Source organism: Pseudomonas sp. TMW 2.1634, from assembly GCF_001703595.1.
Classification (GTDB): domain Bacteria; phylum Pseudomonadota; class Gammaproteobacteria; order Pseudomonadales; family Pseudomonadaceae; genus Aquipseudomonas; species Aquipseudomonas fragi.
Map to the genome: position 1 here is coordinate 3378805 of NZ_CP016849.1, position 16281 is coordinate 3395085.

Annotated in this window: 10 protein-coding genes, 2 tRNA genes and 2 pseudogenes; 8 read left to right on the plus strand and 6 right to left on the minus strand. The window is 60.6% G+C overall.

What is annotated here, in order from left to right; genetic code table 11:
• The first annotated feature begins 70 nt into the window (after window positions 1-70).
• The 8 genes from BFC21_RS16015 to BFC21_RS16055 all read left to right on the plus strand — a co-directional run bounded on the left by BFC21_RS16015 (window position 71) and on the right by BFC21_RS16055 (window position 9012).
• Window positions 71-157 (plus strand) — tRNA-Leu (locus tag BFC21_RS16015).
• Window positions 158-332: 175 nt separating this feature from the next.
• Window positions 333-419, plus strand: a tRNA-Leu gene (locus BFC21_RS16020).
• 192 nt (window positions 420-611) lie between these two features.
• A complete protein-coding gene (locus tag BFC21_RS16025; RefSeq protein ID WP_016783315.1) occupies window positions 612-1118 on the plus strand; it encodes a sigma-70 family RNA polymerase sigma factor in 507 nt (168 codons plus the stop codon).
• Complete coding sequence (locus BFC21_RS16030) at window positions 1111-2103, plus strand: FecR family protein (protein WP_120266353.1); 993 nt, start codon at window positions 1111-1113, stop codon at window positions 2101-2103. The genes BFC21_RS16025 and BFC21_RS16030 overlap by 8 nt, the downstream gene beginning before the upstream one ends.
• A gap of 228 nt (window positions 2104-2331) precedes the next feature.
• Complete coding sequence (locus tag BFC21_RS16035; protein ID WP_256557590.1) at window positions 2332-5106, plus strand: TonB-dependent receptor; 2775 nt, start codon at window positions 2332-2334, stop codon at window positions 5104-5106.
• On the plus strand, window positions 5103-6200 hold the full coding sequence (locus BFC21_RS16040) for a cytochrome-c peroxidase (RefSeq protein ID WP_120266355.1): 1098 nt from the start codon (window positions 5103-5105) through the stop codon (window positions 6198-6200). Before BFC21_RS16035 ends, BFC21_RS16040 begins: the two co-directional genes overlap by 4 nt.
• Before the next feature lie 233 nt (window positions 6201-6433).
• Window positions 6434-7459 carry an iron ABC transporter substrate-binding protein gene (locus BFC21_RS16050; protein WP_088378345.1) on the plus strand — a complete coding sequence of 342 codons (1026 nt, stop codon included), beginning with the start codon at window positions 6434-6436 and terminating at the stop codon, window positions 7457-7459.
• Complete coding sequence (locus tag BFC21_RS16055) at window positions 7459-9012, plus strand: iron ABC transporter permease (RefSeq protein ID WP_088378346.1); 1554 nt, start codon at window positions 7459-7461, stop codon at window positions 9010-9012. Before BFC21_RS16050 ends, BFC21_RS16055 begins: the two co-directional genes overlap by 1 nt.
• Before the next feature lie 125 nt (window positions 9013-9137).
• Here BFC21_RS16055 and BFC21_RS27845 read toward each other — a convergent pair.
• The 6 genes and pseudogenes from BFC21_RS27845 to hflK form a co-directional block, all read right to left on the minus strand.
• Window positions 9138-9647 (minus strand): annotated as a pseudogene (locus tag BFC21_RS27845) (methyl-accepting chemotaxis protein); the annotation flags it as partial.
• Window positions 9648-10043: 396 nt separating this feature from the next.
• Window positions 10044-10736, minus strand: a pseudogene (locus BFC21_RS27850) (methyl-accepting chemotaxis protein); the annotation flags it as partial.
• Between the two features lie 470 nt (window positions 10737-11206).
• Window positions 11207-12496 (minus strand): adenylosuccinate synthase, encoded by a 1290-nt coding sequence (locus BFC21_RS16065; RefSeq protein WP_088378348.1) that lies wholly within the window; start codon window positions 12494-12496, stop codon window positions 11207-11209.
• 54 nt (window positions 12497-12550) lie between these two features.
• Window positions 12551-13738, minus strand: coding sequence for an ATP phosphoribosyltransferase regulatory subunit (locus BFC21_RS16070; protein WP_088378349.1), 1188 nt, complete (start codon window positions 13736-13738; stop codon window positions 12551-12553).
• Window positions 13739-14145: 407 nt separating this feature from the next.
• Entirely contained in the window at window positions 14146-15024 is an 879-nt protein-coding gene (gene hflC / locus BFC21_RS16075; protein ID WP_016783307.1) for a protease modulator HflC, read from the minus strand.
• Complete coding sequence (gene hflK / locus BFC21_RS16080) at window positions 15024-16205, minus strand: FtsH protease activity modulator HflK (RefSeq protein ID WP_083369658.1); 1182 nt, start codon at window positions 16203-16205, stop codon at window positions 15024-15026. Before hflK ends, hflC begins: the two co-directional genes overlap by 1 nt.
• Window positions 16206-16281 lie beyond the last annotated feature (76 nt).

Here is a 16281-nt window from a genome sequence, read left to right on the forward strand (position 1 = left end):
ACGCTTTACAGGTCAAAGGTTCGTCCGTAAGATGCGCGCCATCAACAACGGCAACAGCGTTGAAGATACTGCCCAGATGGTGAAATTGGTAGACACGCCAGCTTCAGGTGCTGGTGATCGCAAGGTCGTGGAAGTTCGAGTCTTCTTCTGGGCACCAATTCGAGATTGCAGAGTAGTACACTCTTCAGCCTCACACAAAAACCCGCGAAAGCGGGTTTTTGCATTTCAGGATCTTATAAGCCTCTGATTTAATAAAATTAAAACAGGGGTTTACAGATCGAAAAGCTATCCGTATTATGCGCCACATCAACAGCGGCAACGTTGCTGATACTGCCCAGATGGTGAAATTGGTAGACACGCCAGCTTCAGGTGCTGGTGACCGCAAGGTCGTGGAAGTTCGAGTCTTCTTCTGGGCACCAATTCAGGTTTACAGGTTCACCCTGTATAACCACTCAAAAAGCCCGCGAAAGCGGGCTTTTTAGTTTCCGGGATTCCTTCCCGCCCTCCCCGATACCTTTTATCTGCGGCCCAAAGGTCGTATTTGATAATCCATCTCATCCGCATTAATATCCGGTCAACTTCAGCTCCCTGGCTCATCCTCCTGGATACCCGTGCCCGACACCAATGACAGGCTCCAGCTTTACCTGACGCATCGCATCGCTTTGGTCGACTATGCCGCCCCCATCGTGGGTTGCCGGGCCAAGGCAGAAGATGTGGTGCAAGACGCCTGGCTGCGTTTTAGCCAGGGCGCGGACAGTCTCATCCCGTTGACACAGCCGGTGGGCTACCTTTATCGCATCGTGCGCAACCTGGCCTTTGACCTCAATCGCCGGGCCACCCTGGAAAACCGCCACACCACCCACAGCGAATCATTGGACGAACACATTTCCAACGCCCCTTCGCCCGAACAGCAAGCCTTGCATGTGGACGAACTGCGCAAATTGCAACATGCTTTGTCGCGCTTGCCGGAACGCACGCGTCAGGCATTTGTGTTGCATCGCCTGCAAGGCCTGACGTTCCAGCAAATCGGCACGCAACTTGGCATATCCGTGAGCCTGGCCCACCAATTGGTCCGCGACGCCCTGACCTACTGCGCGGAACAACTGAGTGATGACTGAAAAACCGCCCCCGAACCCGATCTGGGAAACTGCACTGGACTGGCTGCTGCTGATCCAGGAGAACCCCCACGACCCCGAACTGGCCGCGCGCCTGAACCACTGGCGGGCCAGCGCCCCCGAGCATGACGCGGCTTATCGCAAGGCCCTGAAAGTCTGGAGCTTGAGCGGCGAAGCCTTGAGCCTGCCGGTTGCTACAGAGCCAGCGCCAATGCCAATGCCGACGCCGACGCCGACGGCCTTACGTCCTCCCGCGCGCCTGAGCCGGCGCAAGCGCGCACTGGTTGGTGCCGCCGTGGCCGCCAGCGCCCTGCTGATGTGGGGCCCCGACTGGCAAGCGATGCAAGCCGACTACCGCAGCCCCACCGCCGAACACCGCACCATCACACTGAGCGATGGCAGCCAGATGCTTCTGGACAGCAACACCCTTGCCGATGTGCAGTTCAACCCCGAACAGCGAGAAGTCACGCTATTGCGCGGCCAGGCCTTTTTCTCGGTGACTCACGATGCCAGCCGTGCCTTCTACGTCAACGCCGGTGACGTGCGGGTTCGGGTGACCGGTACCGCGTTTGCGGTCAATCTGGATGACAACGGTGTCGATGTCAGCGTCGAAAGCGGCACGGTTGCCGTGCAAACACCTCAAGCATCGGCCTCGGCCACGCACCTGCTGGGCCACGGCGACCAACTGCATTTCGCCGCAAACGAGCGGCAGACCCGCATCGTGCAACTGCCTCTGGAACAAATTGCGCCGTGGCGGCGCTGGCAACTGGTGGCGGTGGATCAGTCTATCGATGATGTGATCATGCAATTACGCCGCTACCAGCCCGGCCTGATCGTGCTGACCGACAAGGCGCTGGGCCAGCGCCGCATCACCGCCGCCCTGAACCTGCGCGACCCCAAGCGCGCCCTGCAAACCGCCATTGCCCCATTGGGCGGACGCCTGCAGGACGGCGTGCCCTACACCCTGATCGTCTCGACCAAGCCCTGAGTCTCCCTGTGGGAGCGGGGTTGCTCGCGATGGCATCAACGCGCTCAGCCAGAGAAACCGCGGTGCCAGCATCGCGAGCAAGCCCGCTCCCACAGCACGGGGCTAGCGCCAGCGAAACTATTTTCATTTATTTCTGGAAATCCTGAAGGCCCGGGAGTCTTTACCTACGAACGTCACTGATAAAGATTCGCATTAGTGACTATGACGTTTCATTTCGTAGGTCACCTCATGCCTTCTTCGCGTTTGCGTTGTGTCAGTGTTGCTCGTTATCGATCGTTATCCCTGGCCCTGCTGCTCGGCCTGCCCACTCTGGCTATCGGCGCCAGCCAGGTGGCTGACGCGCAAATCCAGCAGCAACAACTGCACTTTCAGATCCCGGCCCAGCCCCTGGCCAGCGCCCTGATTGCGTTTTCCCAGCAGTCGGGCTGGCAGGTCAGCGCGGAAAGCACCGTGCTCAACGGCCTGACCAGCTCGCCGCTCGATGCCCGCACCAGCCCCGAAAAAGCCTTGGCCCACCTGTTGCGCGGCACGGGCATGCAATGGGAAGTGACCTCCACTGACAGCGCCTCGATCCTGCCGCCTGCCCAAAGCGATGTGCTGCAAATCAAAAGCACACCCATCACGGCGATGGAGCCGGTGTTCCAGGGCGAACAGGTGATCGACCGCCAGATGATCGAAAACCTGCCCTCGGGCAACGGTGATATCACCAGCCTGCTGCGCACCAACCCCAATGTGCAGTTCGACAACAGCCAGTTGAGCAGCAAAAACCCGGGCGAAATTGCCCCTGCCGATATCAGCATCAACGGCGCACGGCCCTGGCAGAACCTGTTTATCGTTGACGGCATGAGCATGAACAACGACCTGGACCCGGGCAACAGCAACGACGACTTCGATGAGATCCCGGGCCGCAGCCAGGGCCTGGCGCTGGACACCGACCTGCTGGAAAACATCAAGGTCTACGACAGCAACGTACCGGTGGAATTTGGCGGCTTCAATGGCGGTGTAGTCGAGGCCAATACCCGCGACCCCAGCAAGGAACTGCACGGCAAGGTGTCGGTACAAATGACCCGCTCCGAGTGGACGCGCTATCACCTGAACAAAGACGACCCGGACCTGGAAAACTTCAAAGCCGGCTTTGGCAATAACTACCAGCCCGACTTCGAAAAAGTCATCACCCGCGCCACCCTCGAAGGCCACCTGACCGACAACTTCGGCTTGCTGGGCACCTTTTCGCGCAAAGAATCCACCATGCCGACCCGCCTGTTTTCCGTGGCCAACCAGACCGAAACGGCAATGGCGACCGAAGAGCAATCGCGCCGTATCGACAACTACTTCCTCAAGGCCACCTGGCAAATCAACGAAGACTGGAAGCTCGACACCACCCTGACCCACGCGCCGGAAACCGCCCGCACTTACGGCCCCAACTCGCTGGTGTCCGGTCGCGACATGGATGCCGGCGGCGACAGCATCAGCACGCGCCTGGTGTGGAACGCGCCCCTGGCCCGGGTTGAGCAGAACCTGAGCTGGAGCGAGCTGAATACCTCACGCTATTCCGACCGCGACTACATGATCCTGTGGCGTACGTCGGCCAGCCGCGACTGGAGCACCTCGGCATTCGCCACCGAAGGCGGTTTTGGTGATATTGAAGAAACCCAGAAAACCCTGGCCTATAAACTCAAGGCCGACTGGAACAGTTTCAAATGGCTGGGGGTGGATCACTCGCTGCAGACCGGCCTTGAGCTGTCGCAAAACTCGGCCAGCTACGAACGCGGTACACCCTACAGCAGCTACTCGGTGGACAAGGCCACGTCATGCACCGGCAATGACCCGCTGTGCTCAATGGCGCCCACGATCAATGGCTGGCCTGGCCAGTATGCGAACAAAATGACCGTTACCCAGGGCAAAATTGCCTTCGATACGCGCTCATGGGCGCTGTACCTGCAAGACGAAATGCACTACAAGCGCCTTACCGTCAGGCCCGGCATCCGCGTGGACGGTGACAACTACATGAATCAGGTCACCTTCGCCCCGCGCCTGGCCACCGAACTGGACGTGTTTGGCGATGGCAAGACCCGCCTCACCGCCGGCGCCAACCGTTACTACGGACGCAACCTTTACGCCTATCGCCTGCGTGACGGCATTGCCTCGATGAGCACGGAGTACACCCGCAAGACGCAAACGTCCGCCTGGGAGCTGAGCAAGCACACCCCCAACGACAGCAAGTTCAACCAGCTCAAGGTGCCTTACGATGACGAACTGACCCTGGGCCTGAGCCATGTGCAATGGAACACCGAGTTCGCCGTCAAATACGTCAACCGCAAGGGCCGCGACCAGATCAGCCGCGCCTGGGGCGCACAAATCGGTGAGCCCTCCGAAGACACCTCCACCCTGGCCGCCAACTACTACACCTACTACAACGGCGGCAAAAGCGACGCCGATATCTACACCCTGAGCATCACCCCCCTGCAACCCTTCAACCTGGGCAGCACCCGCACCACCGCGCAGTTTGCGATGGACTGGAGCAAGATCAACAACACCGGGCTGTCCAGCTACAGTGCCAGCATCGGCGCGATCTATGTGGAAGACCCGACGATCCAGTACGACGGCAAGTTCATGAAATATTCCGACATGCCCGCCAGCAACTACAACCGCCCCTGGACCGCACGCCTGACGACAGTCACCGAAGTCGAACCCCTGCACCTGACCTGGAGCAACTTCCTGCGTTATCGCGACGGCTACCGGCGCATTGCCTCCACCAACAAAAAGGTCGAGCACGAAGGCAGCAGTGTCTATGTCTGGGAAGAAACCCCGTTCTCCGGGGCTCTGACCTGGGACACCCGCGTGGCCTGGGAAATGCCCACTGCCAAGGATCAGGCCGTGTTCGTCAACCTCGACGTGAGCAACCTGCTGGACAAGACCATCGTCAGCTCCACCGACACCAACGGCGTGCTCAATTATGAAGTCGGCCGCCAGTTCATGCTGGAAGTGGGGTACAAGTTTTGAAGCCCGCCGCCCTCCTCCTCGGCCTGACCCTGGGCAGCCAGGCTCTGAACGCAGCCGCCTGCGACGAACAGGCCGCCGACTACAAAACGTGCATCGCCCAACAATACCGCCAGCCCGTCGCCCAATGGCCTGCCCCCCAGGTAGATGCCGATGTGCAATGGCAGGAAATGGCCGCCCTGCCCGCCCACGCCCCCGCACCACCGGAAAACCCGTTCAGCGAGGCCAAGGCAGCGCTGGGCAAACAACTGTTCAACGACCCGAAACTGTCGCGCTCCGGGCAGATTGCCTGCGCCTCGTGCCATGAAGCCGACATGGCCTTTGCCGATGGCCGCCGCGTCTCGTTCGGCCATGATCGCCAGAGCGGCCGGCGCAATGCCCCCAGCCTGGTGATGAGCGGCTACAGCCCGGCGCTGTTCTGGGATGGCCGCGGCGGCACTCTGGAACAACAGGCGATGCACCCCATCATTGACCCGGTGGAAATGGCCTTCGATATCCCGCAACTGCTTGAGCGGCTCAATGCCGACGCGGCCTACCGCGAGCAGTTCGGGCAGGTCTTCGGCCCCGGCCCGATCACCACCGAACATACCGCCCAAGCCCTCGCCACCTTCCAGCGCACGCTGGTCAGCGCCACGCGCAACACCGCCTTCGAGCAACTGCTGCGCGGGCGCCCGCAACGCATGAGCGATGAGCAGCTCTACGGCCTGCATCTGTTTCGCACCAAGGCGCGCTGCATGAACTGCCACTTCGGCCCGGCGCTGAGCGACGAGCAGTTTCATAACGTCGGCCTGAGTTACTACGGGCGTAAATACGAAGACCTCGGGCGCTACGAAATAACGCGCAAACCCGAAGATGTGGGGGCATTTCGCACGCCGTCATTGCGCCTGGTGATGAAAACCGCGCCGTGGATGCACAACGGCCTGTTCGTCAACATGGAAGGCACGCTGGCGTTCTACAACATGGGCATGCCGCGCCCGCGCCCCAACGCGCAGCAGGCCGACGATCCGCTGTTCCCGCGCACCAGCGACCGGCTCAAGGCGCTGAACATGGACAAGGACGAACTGCGCGCCCTGCGCAGTTTTCTCGACACGCTGTAGGCAGCACCTTGCTGTGTGGGAGCGGGCTTGCTCGCGATGGGATCGCTGCCGTTTTACTGGTAGGCCGTGTCGTCTGCATCGCGGGCAAGCCCGCTCCCACAAAAGCAGAGCCGGTCGCCAACCTCACAGTTCGTCGCACTTGCGCAATTGGACGCTGGGTCAAGCGCACTTGAGAAACGATATCGTTTATTATTGTTACAAGTTTTGTAGTACCCAAGCGAGGAAACCAGCGAATGATGCTCCGAAATACCCAGCTTGCGACATGTCTACTGCGCAGTTTGTCCATCGCAACTCTTGGCCTGACCCTGCTTGCTCCCACCGCCTACGCTGCCGATCCGGTAACGCTGACCCTGTACAACGGCCAGCACAAGGAAGTCGGCGACAACCTCGCCAAGGCCTTTGAGGCCAAGACCGGCATCCACGTCAACGTGCGCAAGGGCAGCAGCAACCAGCTGGCCAGCCAGATCATGGAAGAAGGCGACCGCTCGCCTGCTGACGTGTTCTACGCCGAAGAGTCGCCGCCCCTCAACAGCCTGGGCGAACAGGGCTTTCTGGCCAAGGCCGACGACAGCACCCTGCAAGCGCTGCCCAAAGAGTACGTGGCCGCCAATGGCACCTGGATCGGTGTGACTGCGCGTACCCGCGTTGTTGCCTTCAACCCGAAAAAGATCAGCGAAGACCAGTTGCCCAAGTCGGTACTGGATTTCGCCGACTCGCAATGGCAAGGCAAGATCGGTTTTGTACCCACCAGCGGTGCATTTCAGGAACAGGCCGTGGCCATCATCAAGCTGCACGGGCGTGATGCCGCTGAAGAATGGCTGACCGGCCTGCGTGCGTTCGGCAAGACCTACACCAACAACATGGTGGCGCTCAAGGCGGTAGAAAACGGTGAAGTGGCCGCCGTACTGGTCAACAACTACTACTGGTTTGCCCTGCAGCGTGAAAAAGGCCAGCTCGATTCCAAACTGCATTACTTCACCGATGGCGATGCAGGCGGTTTGATCACCGTGTCCAGCGCCGGTGTGATCAAGGCCAGCAAACACCCCAAGGAAGCCCAGCAACTGCTGGCCTACATGGCCAGTGAAGAAGGCCAGCGCGTGATTACCAACACCACGGCTGAATACCCGATGCGCAAAGGCATGGTGTCGGAACGTGGCCTGAAGCCTTTTGAAGAGCTGCAACCACCGAAAGTGACCCCGGCCGACCTGGGTAACGCCGAAGAAGCGCTGGACCTTGAACGTGATGTAGGCCTGCTCTGATGCTGTCAGCCGCTCAACCTGCACGCTTTACCCCCACCCGCAAAAAGCCGTCGATCTGGCTGCTGCTGCCCGTTCTGCTACTGGTGGGCCTGAGCCTGCTGCCGCTGCTGTATGTCGGCACCAAGGCCTGGCAGGCCGGGTGGTCTGAAGCGCTGCACCTGTTGTGGCGGCCCTACGTCTTTGGCCTGATGCGCAACACCTTGTTGCTGATGGTCGGCGTTACCGTGACCTGCGCCCTGGTGGGGCTGAGCCTGGCCTGGCTGCTGGAACGCAGCAACCTGCCGGGCCGGCGCCTGTGGGGCGTGATCCTGTGCCTGCCATTTGCCGTGCCGGCGTTTGTCAGCAGCTTTACCTGGGTCTCGCTCAGCGCCAGCTTTGAAGGGCTGGGCGGGGCGATCCTGGTGATGAGCCTGTCCAAATACCCGCTGATCTTTTTGCCGGTGGCCGCCACCCTGCGCAACCTCGACCCGGCCCTGGAAGAGTCCGCCCGCACCCTGGGGCAGAACCGCTGGGGAGTGTTTTTCAACATTACCCTGCCACTGCTCTGGCCTTCGCTGCTGGCCGGTTCGCTGCTGATTGCCCTGCATATGCTGGTGGAGTTCGGCGCGCTGTCGATCATCGGCCTGCAAACCTTCACCACGGCCATTTACCAACAGTTCGAGCTGGAGTTCAGCAATGCCAATGCGGCGATGCTGTCTGCGGTGCTGCTGGTGATGTGCCTGAGCCTGTTGTGGCTGGAACTCAAGGTACGCGGCAAAGGCCGGCATATTCGTATTGGCCAGGGTGCTGCGCGCCACGCCGAACAAGTGCGACTGGGCAAGTGGGCGGTGGCAGGGCAGTTGTATTGCCTGGTGCTGGCCGTGATTGGCAGCGGCATCCCGCTGGGCATGCTGGTGTACTGGCTGGTCAAGGGCAGCTCGGCAGCCTTCCCGCTGGCCGAGATTGGCGAGGCACTGTTCTCGTCGCTGTCACTGGCCCTAGGTGGAGCGGCGCTATGCCTGGTGCTGGCGGTGCCGGTCGGATTGCTGGTGGTGCGCTACAAAGGCCCGCTGGCCATCTGGGCGGAGCGCTTGCCGTACCTGCTGCACGCCCTGCCGGGACTGGTGATTGCCCTGGCTCTGGTGTATTTCGCCCTGCACTTCGTACCGGCGCTGTACCAGACGTCCGCGCTGTTGCTGATTGCTTATGCGCTGCTGTTTTTGCCACTGGCGCAGGCGCCGATCCGCACGGCGCTGAACAAGGCCGCACCGCAACTGGAAGAAGCTGCACGCACACTGGGCGCTACCTCGTTTTCGGCTTTTTGCCGGGTGACGCTGCCGATCATCTTTCCGGCGCTGGGGGCCGCATTTGCCCTGGTGTTTCTGGATGCGATGAAAGAACTGACCGCCACCTTGCTGCTGAGCCCCACCGGGCTTAACACCTTGGCAACGCAGGTCTGGTCGCACACTTCGAATATCGAGTTTGCGGCGGCGGCGCCTTATGCGGCGTTGCTGATTCTAGTGTCGGGGCTGCCGGTGTACTTGCTCACCACCAGGATGTATTTGAGCCGCTGACAGCGGATCCAGCATACCCCGTGTGGGAGCGGGCTTGCCCGCGATGGCATCGACGCGGTCATGCTGATACACCGCGTTGCCCGCATCGCGAGCAAGCCCGCTCCCACAGGAGCAGCCCTGCTTCTTTACGCCCGGAACTGCCCCAGGCTCGCCTTTAACTGCGCCGCCAACCCGTCCAGCACCTTGCCGCTGGCCGTGGTCTGGGTCACCGCTTCGGCCGCACGTTCGGCCTGGGCATGGATCACTTCCACCCGCCCACGCACCGCATACGCCCCCTGGGCCTGATGCTCGGCGGCCTTGGTCGCATCACCAATCGCGCTGTGCACCTGCTCGACCGATACCTGCACACTCTTTTGCAACTGCACACTGCCACGCAGCACTGCCAGCCCCTCGTCCGCCTGACGCCCTGCCAAGCCAATCGCCGCCACGGCCTCCTTGGCCCCCTGCTGCAACGCCACGATATGCGCCTGAATATCACCGGTGGAGCTTTGGGTTTTACTGGCCAGTGCCCGCACCTCATCAGCCACCACGGCAAAACCGCGCCCCGTCTCGCCCGCGCGCGCGGCCTCAATCGCCGCGTTCAGTGCCAGCAGATTGGTTTGCTCGGCGATACCGTGAATCACCGTCAGGACCACTTCGATCTGTTCGCTTTGCTGCGCCAGGCGCTCGATCACCTTGGCCCCCTCGCCCACCTGCCCGGCCAGCGCCTCGATCAGCCCCCCGACCTTGGCCGAGGTGCGGGTGTTCTCATCGGTGGCCTGGCGGATATCGACCACCTGCCTGAGCGCCGCCTGCATCGCCTGGCTTTCCGACTGCGCGTCATCCGCCATCGTCGACAGTGCCTGCAGGCTCTGGGCAACTTCATCACGCTGCAATTGTGCGGCAGCATCGGCCCCGGCATTGCGCAGGGTCATCACGCCGATCTCCACGCCAGTACGCTGGGCCACATCCCCCGCCTCACGCACGATGGGCTGCAACTTGTCGACAAAACGATTGACCGCCGCCGCCATGTCACCGATCTCATCCTTGCTGTTAAGGCCCACGCGCTTGGTCAAATCGCCCTCGCCGGCGGCCAGATCATCCAGCGCAGCAATCAGCAACAGCAACTTGTTCACCACCCGTCGCCCCAGCACCACAGCCAGCAACAGCAACACGCCAAGCCCGACAATCGCCAGCCCCATGCCTATGCGCCAGCGCAAGGTGTCTGCCGCCTCGCGCACGGTCTGCGCGGTATTGGCCTGCATCTGTGCAGCGGCTGCCTGTGCCGACTCCAGCCGCGCGCCCAATGCCGCCGAGCTGTCGCTGGCAGCACCTTGCAGGCTTTCACCGACCAACTGCCCGCTGTTGGCTATCAAGGCCGAGAAACGCTGGTCGAGGGCCGCCAGGTCCTGTTCAACCGAAGCCGTGGAAACCCCCATCAACACTTTGCCGATCTCGACCCCATTGGGGTTGATTGAGGCTTCGAGGTAGTACACCGACGGATCATGACGGGCCGCATCGAGAACTTTATCCAGTGCCCGCTCGCCATTGCCCTTGGCTAAAAGGGCCTGGTTGATCGGGTTGTCACGATTGAGATAGCGGGTCAGGTGTTGCCCCGTGGCATCGTCATACACCACGAACAACACATTGGGATTGCGCTGAGCGCGACGGGCGAAATCGGACAACGTGGGCACATCATTGTCCCAGATGGCACGCGGAGCCACAGCGGCCAGCAGTTGCGCCATGTCATTGGCCGAATCCTGCAGGTTTTTCTCCAGCGCGTGCTTGAGCTGCACTTGCTCGTCTTTCAAACGCGGTTCCAGGCCTGCAGTGAGACGCTGGCGCGTACTGGCAGACAACGACTCAAGGCTGCTTTTAACGTCACGCCCGGCCTGTTCCAGCTGCGCCGTGAGCTTTTGGCTGTCGGCCCCCAGACGCGCATCCAGATCAGACTCCAACGCCGTCACCGTGCTCCGTGTCAGTGCAACCGCCACCAGCACCTGCACCAAAAGAGCGATACCTAGAGTAACGAATACAGGCCGCAGCAGACGGCTTTGTAACAGTGAGAGAACGGCAGACACGGAAAACCCTCCACTTAGGTGCCATTATTTTGATAGCACCCTTATTGACGGTTTTCACAGCAAGGGTCGTGCCGCTGCGCAGCCAGAAACGACAAAAGGCCCCGAAGGGCCTTTTGCTTTACATCAACTGCGACTTAAGCGAACGGGTGACGCAGAACGATGGTCTCGTTGCGGTCCGGGCCAGTCGAAATGATGTCGATCGGTGCGCCGATCAGCTCTTCTACGCGCGAGATGTAAGCGCGAGCGTTGGCTGGCAGCTCTTCCAGGGTTTTGGCACCCACGGTCGACTCAGTCCAGCCCGGCACTTCTTCGTACACAGGCTGCAGGCCTACATAGCTGTCAGCGTCGGTCGGAGCAACGTCAACACCGTTTGCGTCTTTGTAGCCTACGCAGATGTTGATGGTTTCCAGGCCGTCGAGTACGTCCAGCTTGGTCAGGCAGATGCCCGAGATGCTGTTCACATCGATAGCGCGACGCAGGATAACGGCGTCGAACCAGCCGCAACGACGGGCACGGCCGGTGGTAGCACCGAACTCGTGACCTTGCTTGGCCAGGTGAGCGCCGACGTCGTCGAACAGCTCAGTCGGGAACGGACCCGAACCCACACGCGTGGTGTAGGCCTTGGTGATGCCCAGGATGTAGTCCAGGAACATAGGACCAACGCCCGAACCGGTCGCAACGCCGCCAGCCGTGGTGTTGGAGCTGGTCACGTACGGGTAGGTACCGTGGTCGATGTCCAGCAACGAGCCCTGGGCGCCTTCGAACATGATGTCCTTGCCAGCGCGACGCAGGTCGTGCAGCTCGGCAGTCACGTCCAGCATCAGCGGCTTGAGCAGCTCGGCGTATTCCTTGCACTCGGCCAGGGTCTTGTCGAAGTCGATGGCTGGCTCTTTGTAGTAACCGACCAGCATGAAGTTGTGGTAATCCACCAGTTCACGCAGCTTGGCTTCAAAGCGCGGCATGTTCAGCAGGTCGCCAACACGCAGGCCACGACGGGCAACCTTGTCTTCGTAAGCCGGGCCGATGCCGCGACCGGTCGTACCGATCTTCAGCTCGCCACGGGCTTTTTCACGCGCCTGATCAAGGGCAACGTGGAACGACAGGATCAGCGGGCAGGACGGGCTGATACGCAGGCGCTCGCGCACCGGTACGCCTTTCTCTTCCAGCTTGATGATTTCACGCAGCAGGGCGTCGGGAGCAACCACGACACCGTTGCCGATCAGGCATTGCACGCCTTCGCGCAACACGCCCGACGGAATCAGGTGCAATACGGTTTTTTCGCCGTCGATTACCAGCGTGTGGCCAGCGTTGTGGCCACCTTGGTAACGCACTACAGCGGCAGCATGTTCGGTCAGCAGATCAACGATCTTGCCTTTGCCCTCATCACCCCATTGGGTGCCCAGGACTACGACATTCTTACCCATAACACTTGTCCTCATTCGCGCAAACTTGGTGCCGGCAGCCGCCGGCAGGAAAACTCAAGAAACCAGTGGCACTACTTGCCACAAGCCGTTCTGCTGAATCAATTGGCGGTCGCAGTCTGCCTCCTGGGCACCAGCCTGCTGTTGCCCAGGCAACGCCTGAACCACACGCTGACCTTCACTGCGAAGCTGGCAAACCTGCTGCCAGAGTGCCGCATCAGTGCTGTCTGGCATCCAGATACCACCCGACGGCAACTCGACTTCCGCACGCCCCAGGGTCACCAGGGTTTTCAAATCGGTCGAAAAGCCGGTTGCCGGCCGGGCACGCCCGAAAACAGCACCAATGTCGTCATAACGACCGCCTTGGGCGATGGAGTCCCCAACGCCCGGTACAAATACCGCAAACACTACACCTGTGTGGTAGTGATACCCACGCAACTCGCCCAGGTCAAAGTACAACGGCAACTGCGGGAACCGCACAGACAACCCTTCGGCAATCGCCACCAGGTCGTCCAGCGCCGCCAGCACTTGAGCCGGAGCCTTGGCCAGACGCTCGCGCGCAGCAGCCAGAACCTCGTGACCGCCACACAAACCAACCAATGCCTGCAGCATGTCCGCCAAATCGGCCGACAAGCCTTGGGTCAAGGCCGTTACTTCGTCGATCGCCTTGCGTTGCAGGGCGTCGAACAATTGTTGTTCCACTTCAACCGACAGGTTGGCCGCACGGGCCAGACCACGGTAAATACCAACATGCCCCAGGTCCATGTGTACATCCGGCACATCGGCCAGTTGCAGCATGGCCAGCATCAGGCTGATCACTTCAACATCGCTGCTCGGGCTTGCGTCGCCATACAACTCGGCACCCAGCTGGATCGGGCTGCGCGAGGATGACAGTGCACGCGGCTGAGCATGCAGCACGCTGCCGGCGTAGCACAGGCGGCTCGGGCCTTCACGACGCAGGGTATGCGCATCGATGCGCGCCACTTGCGGCGTGATGTCGGCACGAAAGCCCATCTGGCGACCCGTTTGCGGGTCAATCACCTTGAAGGTACGCAAGTCGAGGTCCTGGCCGGCCCCTGTCAGCAGGGACTCCAGGTATTCGATATGCGGGGTGACGACGAACTCATAGCCCCAGCTCTGGAACAGATCCAACACCTGACGGCGCGCCACTTCAATGCGGGCAGCTTCAGGTGGAAGTACTTCTTCGATGCCATCTGGCAAAAGCCAGCGGTCTACCGTTGCCATTACGCCATTCCCCTGTGATCCGGGCGGCCAGCCAGCAGGCGAGCCTTGAGTAAAGCAGAACGTGGCTGCGTCTTGAACGCGCACAGCAAAAAAGCCTGAACGACAGGCTCGCACATTCCTCGAAAATTCTGCCGATGCTGTAACAGCATTCAGCCAATCAAACATGCAGACGCAAAAAAGCCGGGAATTTCCCGGCTGCCGCATCATACACCCGTTTTCTAAAAGGATCACCCCGCGAGGCAATTTGCCCGCCCGGCGGAGTGAAAGCAGGGTCTGTGATGAACATGCCAACCCTTCTGAAAACAGTGTGGGAGCGGGCTTGCTCGCGATAGCATCGACTCGGCTGGTCAAACAGACCGAGTTGGCTGCATCGCCGGCAAGCCAGCTCCCACAGGTTTCAAGCGGTTTTACTGCTGCGAAGGCTTGGATTTTTCCAGGTAGCGGAAGAAATCGCTGCTTGGGTCCAGCACCAGTACGTCGCTCTTGTTCGCAAAGCTTTCGCGGTAAGCGCGCAGGCTGCGATAGAACTTGTAGAACTCCTGGTCCTGGCCGTAAGCCTTGGAGTAAATCGAAGCTGCCTGGGCATCGCCATCACCGCGTGCTTCTTCAGACTGACGATACGCTTCAGCCAGCAGAACACGACGTTGACGGTCGGCGTCGGCACGAATGCCTTCTGCCAGTTCGTTACCCTTGGCCCGATGCTCGCGTGCTTCACGCTCACGCTCGGTGCTCATACGTTCGAAAACGCTGCGGTTTACTTCTTTTGGCAAGTCGATGGCCTTGACGCGAACGTCGACCACTTCAATGCCCAGCTCTTTTTCAGCCATTTTGTTCAGCGATGCAGTGATGTCAGCCATCAACGCATCACGCTCACCCGACACCACTTCGTGCAGGGTGCGCTTGCCGAACTGGTCACGCAGACCGGATTCCAGACGACGCGACAGACGTTCGTCAGCAATCTGCTTCATGCCCGACGTTGCGGTGTAGAAGCGCTCGGCATCTTTCACGCGCCACTTGGCGAAGGCATCAACCATGACCGCTTTCTTTTCCAGCGTCAGGAAACGCTGGGTTGGCGCGTCCAGCGTCATCAGGCGGGCGTCGAACTTGCGCACCTGGTTGACGTAAGGAATCTTCACATGCAGGCCCGGCTGAACGTCAGCCTGAACCACACGGCCGAAGCGCAACAGTACCGCACGCTCGGTTTGCGAGACGATGTAGAAGCTGTTCCAGGCAACGATCCCCACGACAACGGCAACAATAAGGGCAACCAGCGATTTATTGCTCATCAGCGGCTCTCCCTGGTGCGCGGTTGTGGCGGCAGGTCAGTGCTGACGTGCGAGCCGGAATCATTATTGCTCGCTGCGGCTGCCGAACCCGTTGCCGGGGTGCTGCCATTACGGCCTTCGATCATTTTGTCCAGCGGCAAGTAAAGCAGGTTGCTCTGGCCGTTCTTGTTACCGGTCACGAGTACCTTGCTGGTGTTGCTGAAGACTTCCTGCATGGTGTCCAGGTACAGACGGTCGCGGGTCACTTCAGGATTCTTGCGGTACTCGGCAACCAGTTTGGTAAAGCGGTCAGCCTCACCCTTGGCGCGAGAAACCACTTCATCACGGTAGCCGTTGGCATCTTCGATGATGCGCTGGGCCTGACCACGTGCTTCCGGTACAACGCCGTTGGCATAGCTTTCGGCCTGGTTGCGGGCACGCTGCTCGTCTTCACGGGCACGGATCACGTCATCGAAGGCTTCCTGCACTTCACGCGGTGCAGCAGCGTTCTGTACGTTGACCTGGGTCACGGTGATACCGGTCTTGTAGGTATCGAGGAAACGCTGCAGGCGCTCCTTGATTTCCACGGCCATCTGCTCACGGCCTTCGGTCAGCACCTGATCCATCGACGTGGAACCCACGACGTGGCGCAAGGCACTGTCGGTCGCCTGCTGCAAGCTGACTTCCGGTTGATCAACGTTCAACACGAAGTCGCGCAGGTTGCTGATCTTGTACTGCACGGTCAGCGGCACTTCGACGATGTTTTCGTCTTCAGTCAGCATTTGACCCTGCTTGGTGTACGCACGCTCACGCGTCACGTTCTCCATGTACTTTTTGTCGAACGGCGGGAAGTAGATATTCAGGCCCGGCCCAACGGTGTCGTAGTACTTGCCCAGGCGCAGCACCACGGCTTGCTCCTGCTCATCGACTACATACACGGCGCTGTACAGCCAGGCAGCCGCCAGCACGACGAGGCCGATGCCGAGCAGGCCGTAGCCGGCGCCCTTGCCATTCGAACCGCCATCACTGCCGCTACCGCCAGTACGTTTTTTCCCACCACCGAACAACCCATTCAGGCTTTCCTGCAGCTTTCGGAAGGCCTCGTCGAGATCTGGTGGTCCCTTGCGGTCGCCATTTTTAGGGCGTTTGCCACCCCAAGGATCTTGATTGTTCGAGTTGCCACCCGGCTCATTCCAAGCCATAGCGCTCTCCATCTGATAAAGCAAAGACGCGCCCACGGCGCGCCGACCAATGCTACAGAATGCCTATCACAGCGGC

Coding starts and splice junctions, on each gene's coding strand:
- BFC21_RS16030 (WP_120266353.1), top strand. CDS start 1,111: ATGACTGAAAAACCGCCCCCGAACCCGATCTGGGAAACTGCACTGGAC.
- BFC21_RS16035 (WP_256557590.1), top strand. CDS start 2,332: ATGCCTTCTTCGCGTTTGCGTTGTGTCAGTGTTGCTCGTTATCGATCG.
- BFC21_RS16050 (WP_088378345.1), top strand. CDS start 6,434: ATGATGCTCCGAAATACCCAGCTTGCGACATGTCTACTGCGCAGTTTG.
- BFC21_RS16055 (WP_088378346.1), top strand. CDS start 7,459: ATGCTGTCAGCCGCTCAACCTGCACGCTTTACCCCCACCCGCAAAAAG.
- BFC21_RS16065 (WP_088378348.1), bottom strand. CDS start 12,496: ATGGGTAAGAATGTCGTAGTCCTGGGCACCCAATGGGGTGATGAGGGC.
- BFC21_RS16070 (WP_088378349.1), bottom strand. CDS start 13,738: ATGGCAACGGTAGACCGCTGGCTTTTGCCAGATGGCATCGAAGAAGTA.
- hflC (WP_016783307.1), bottom strand. CDS start 15,024: ATGAGCAATAAATCGCTGGTTGCCCTTATTGTTGCCGTTGTCGTGGGG.
- hflK (WP_083369658.1), bottom strand. CDS start 16,205: ATGGCTTGGAATGAGCCGGGTGGCAACTCGAACAATCAAGATCCTTGG.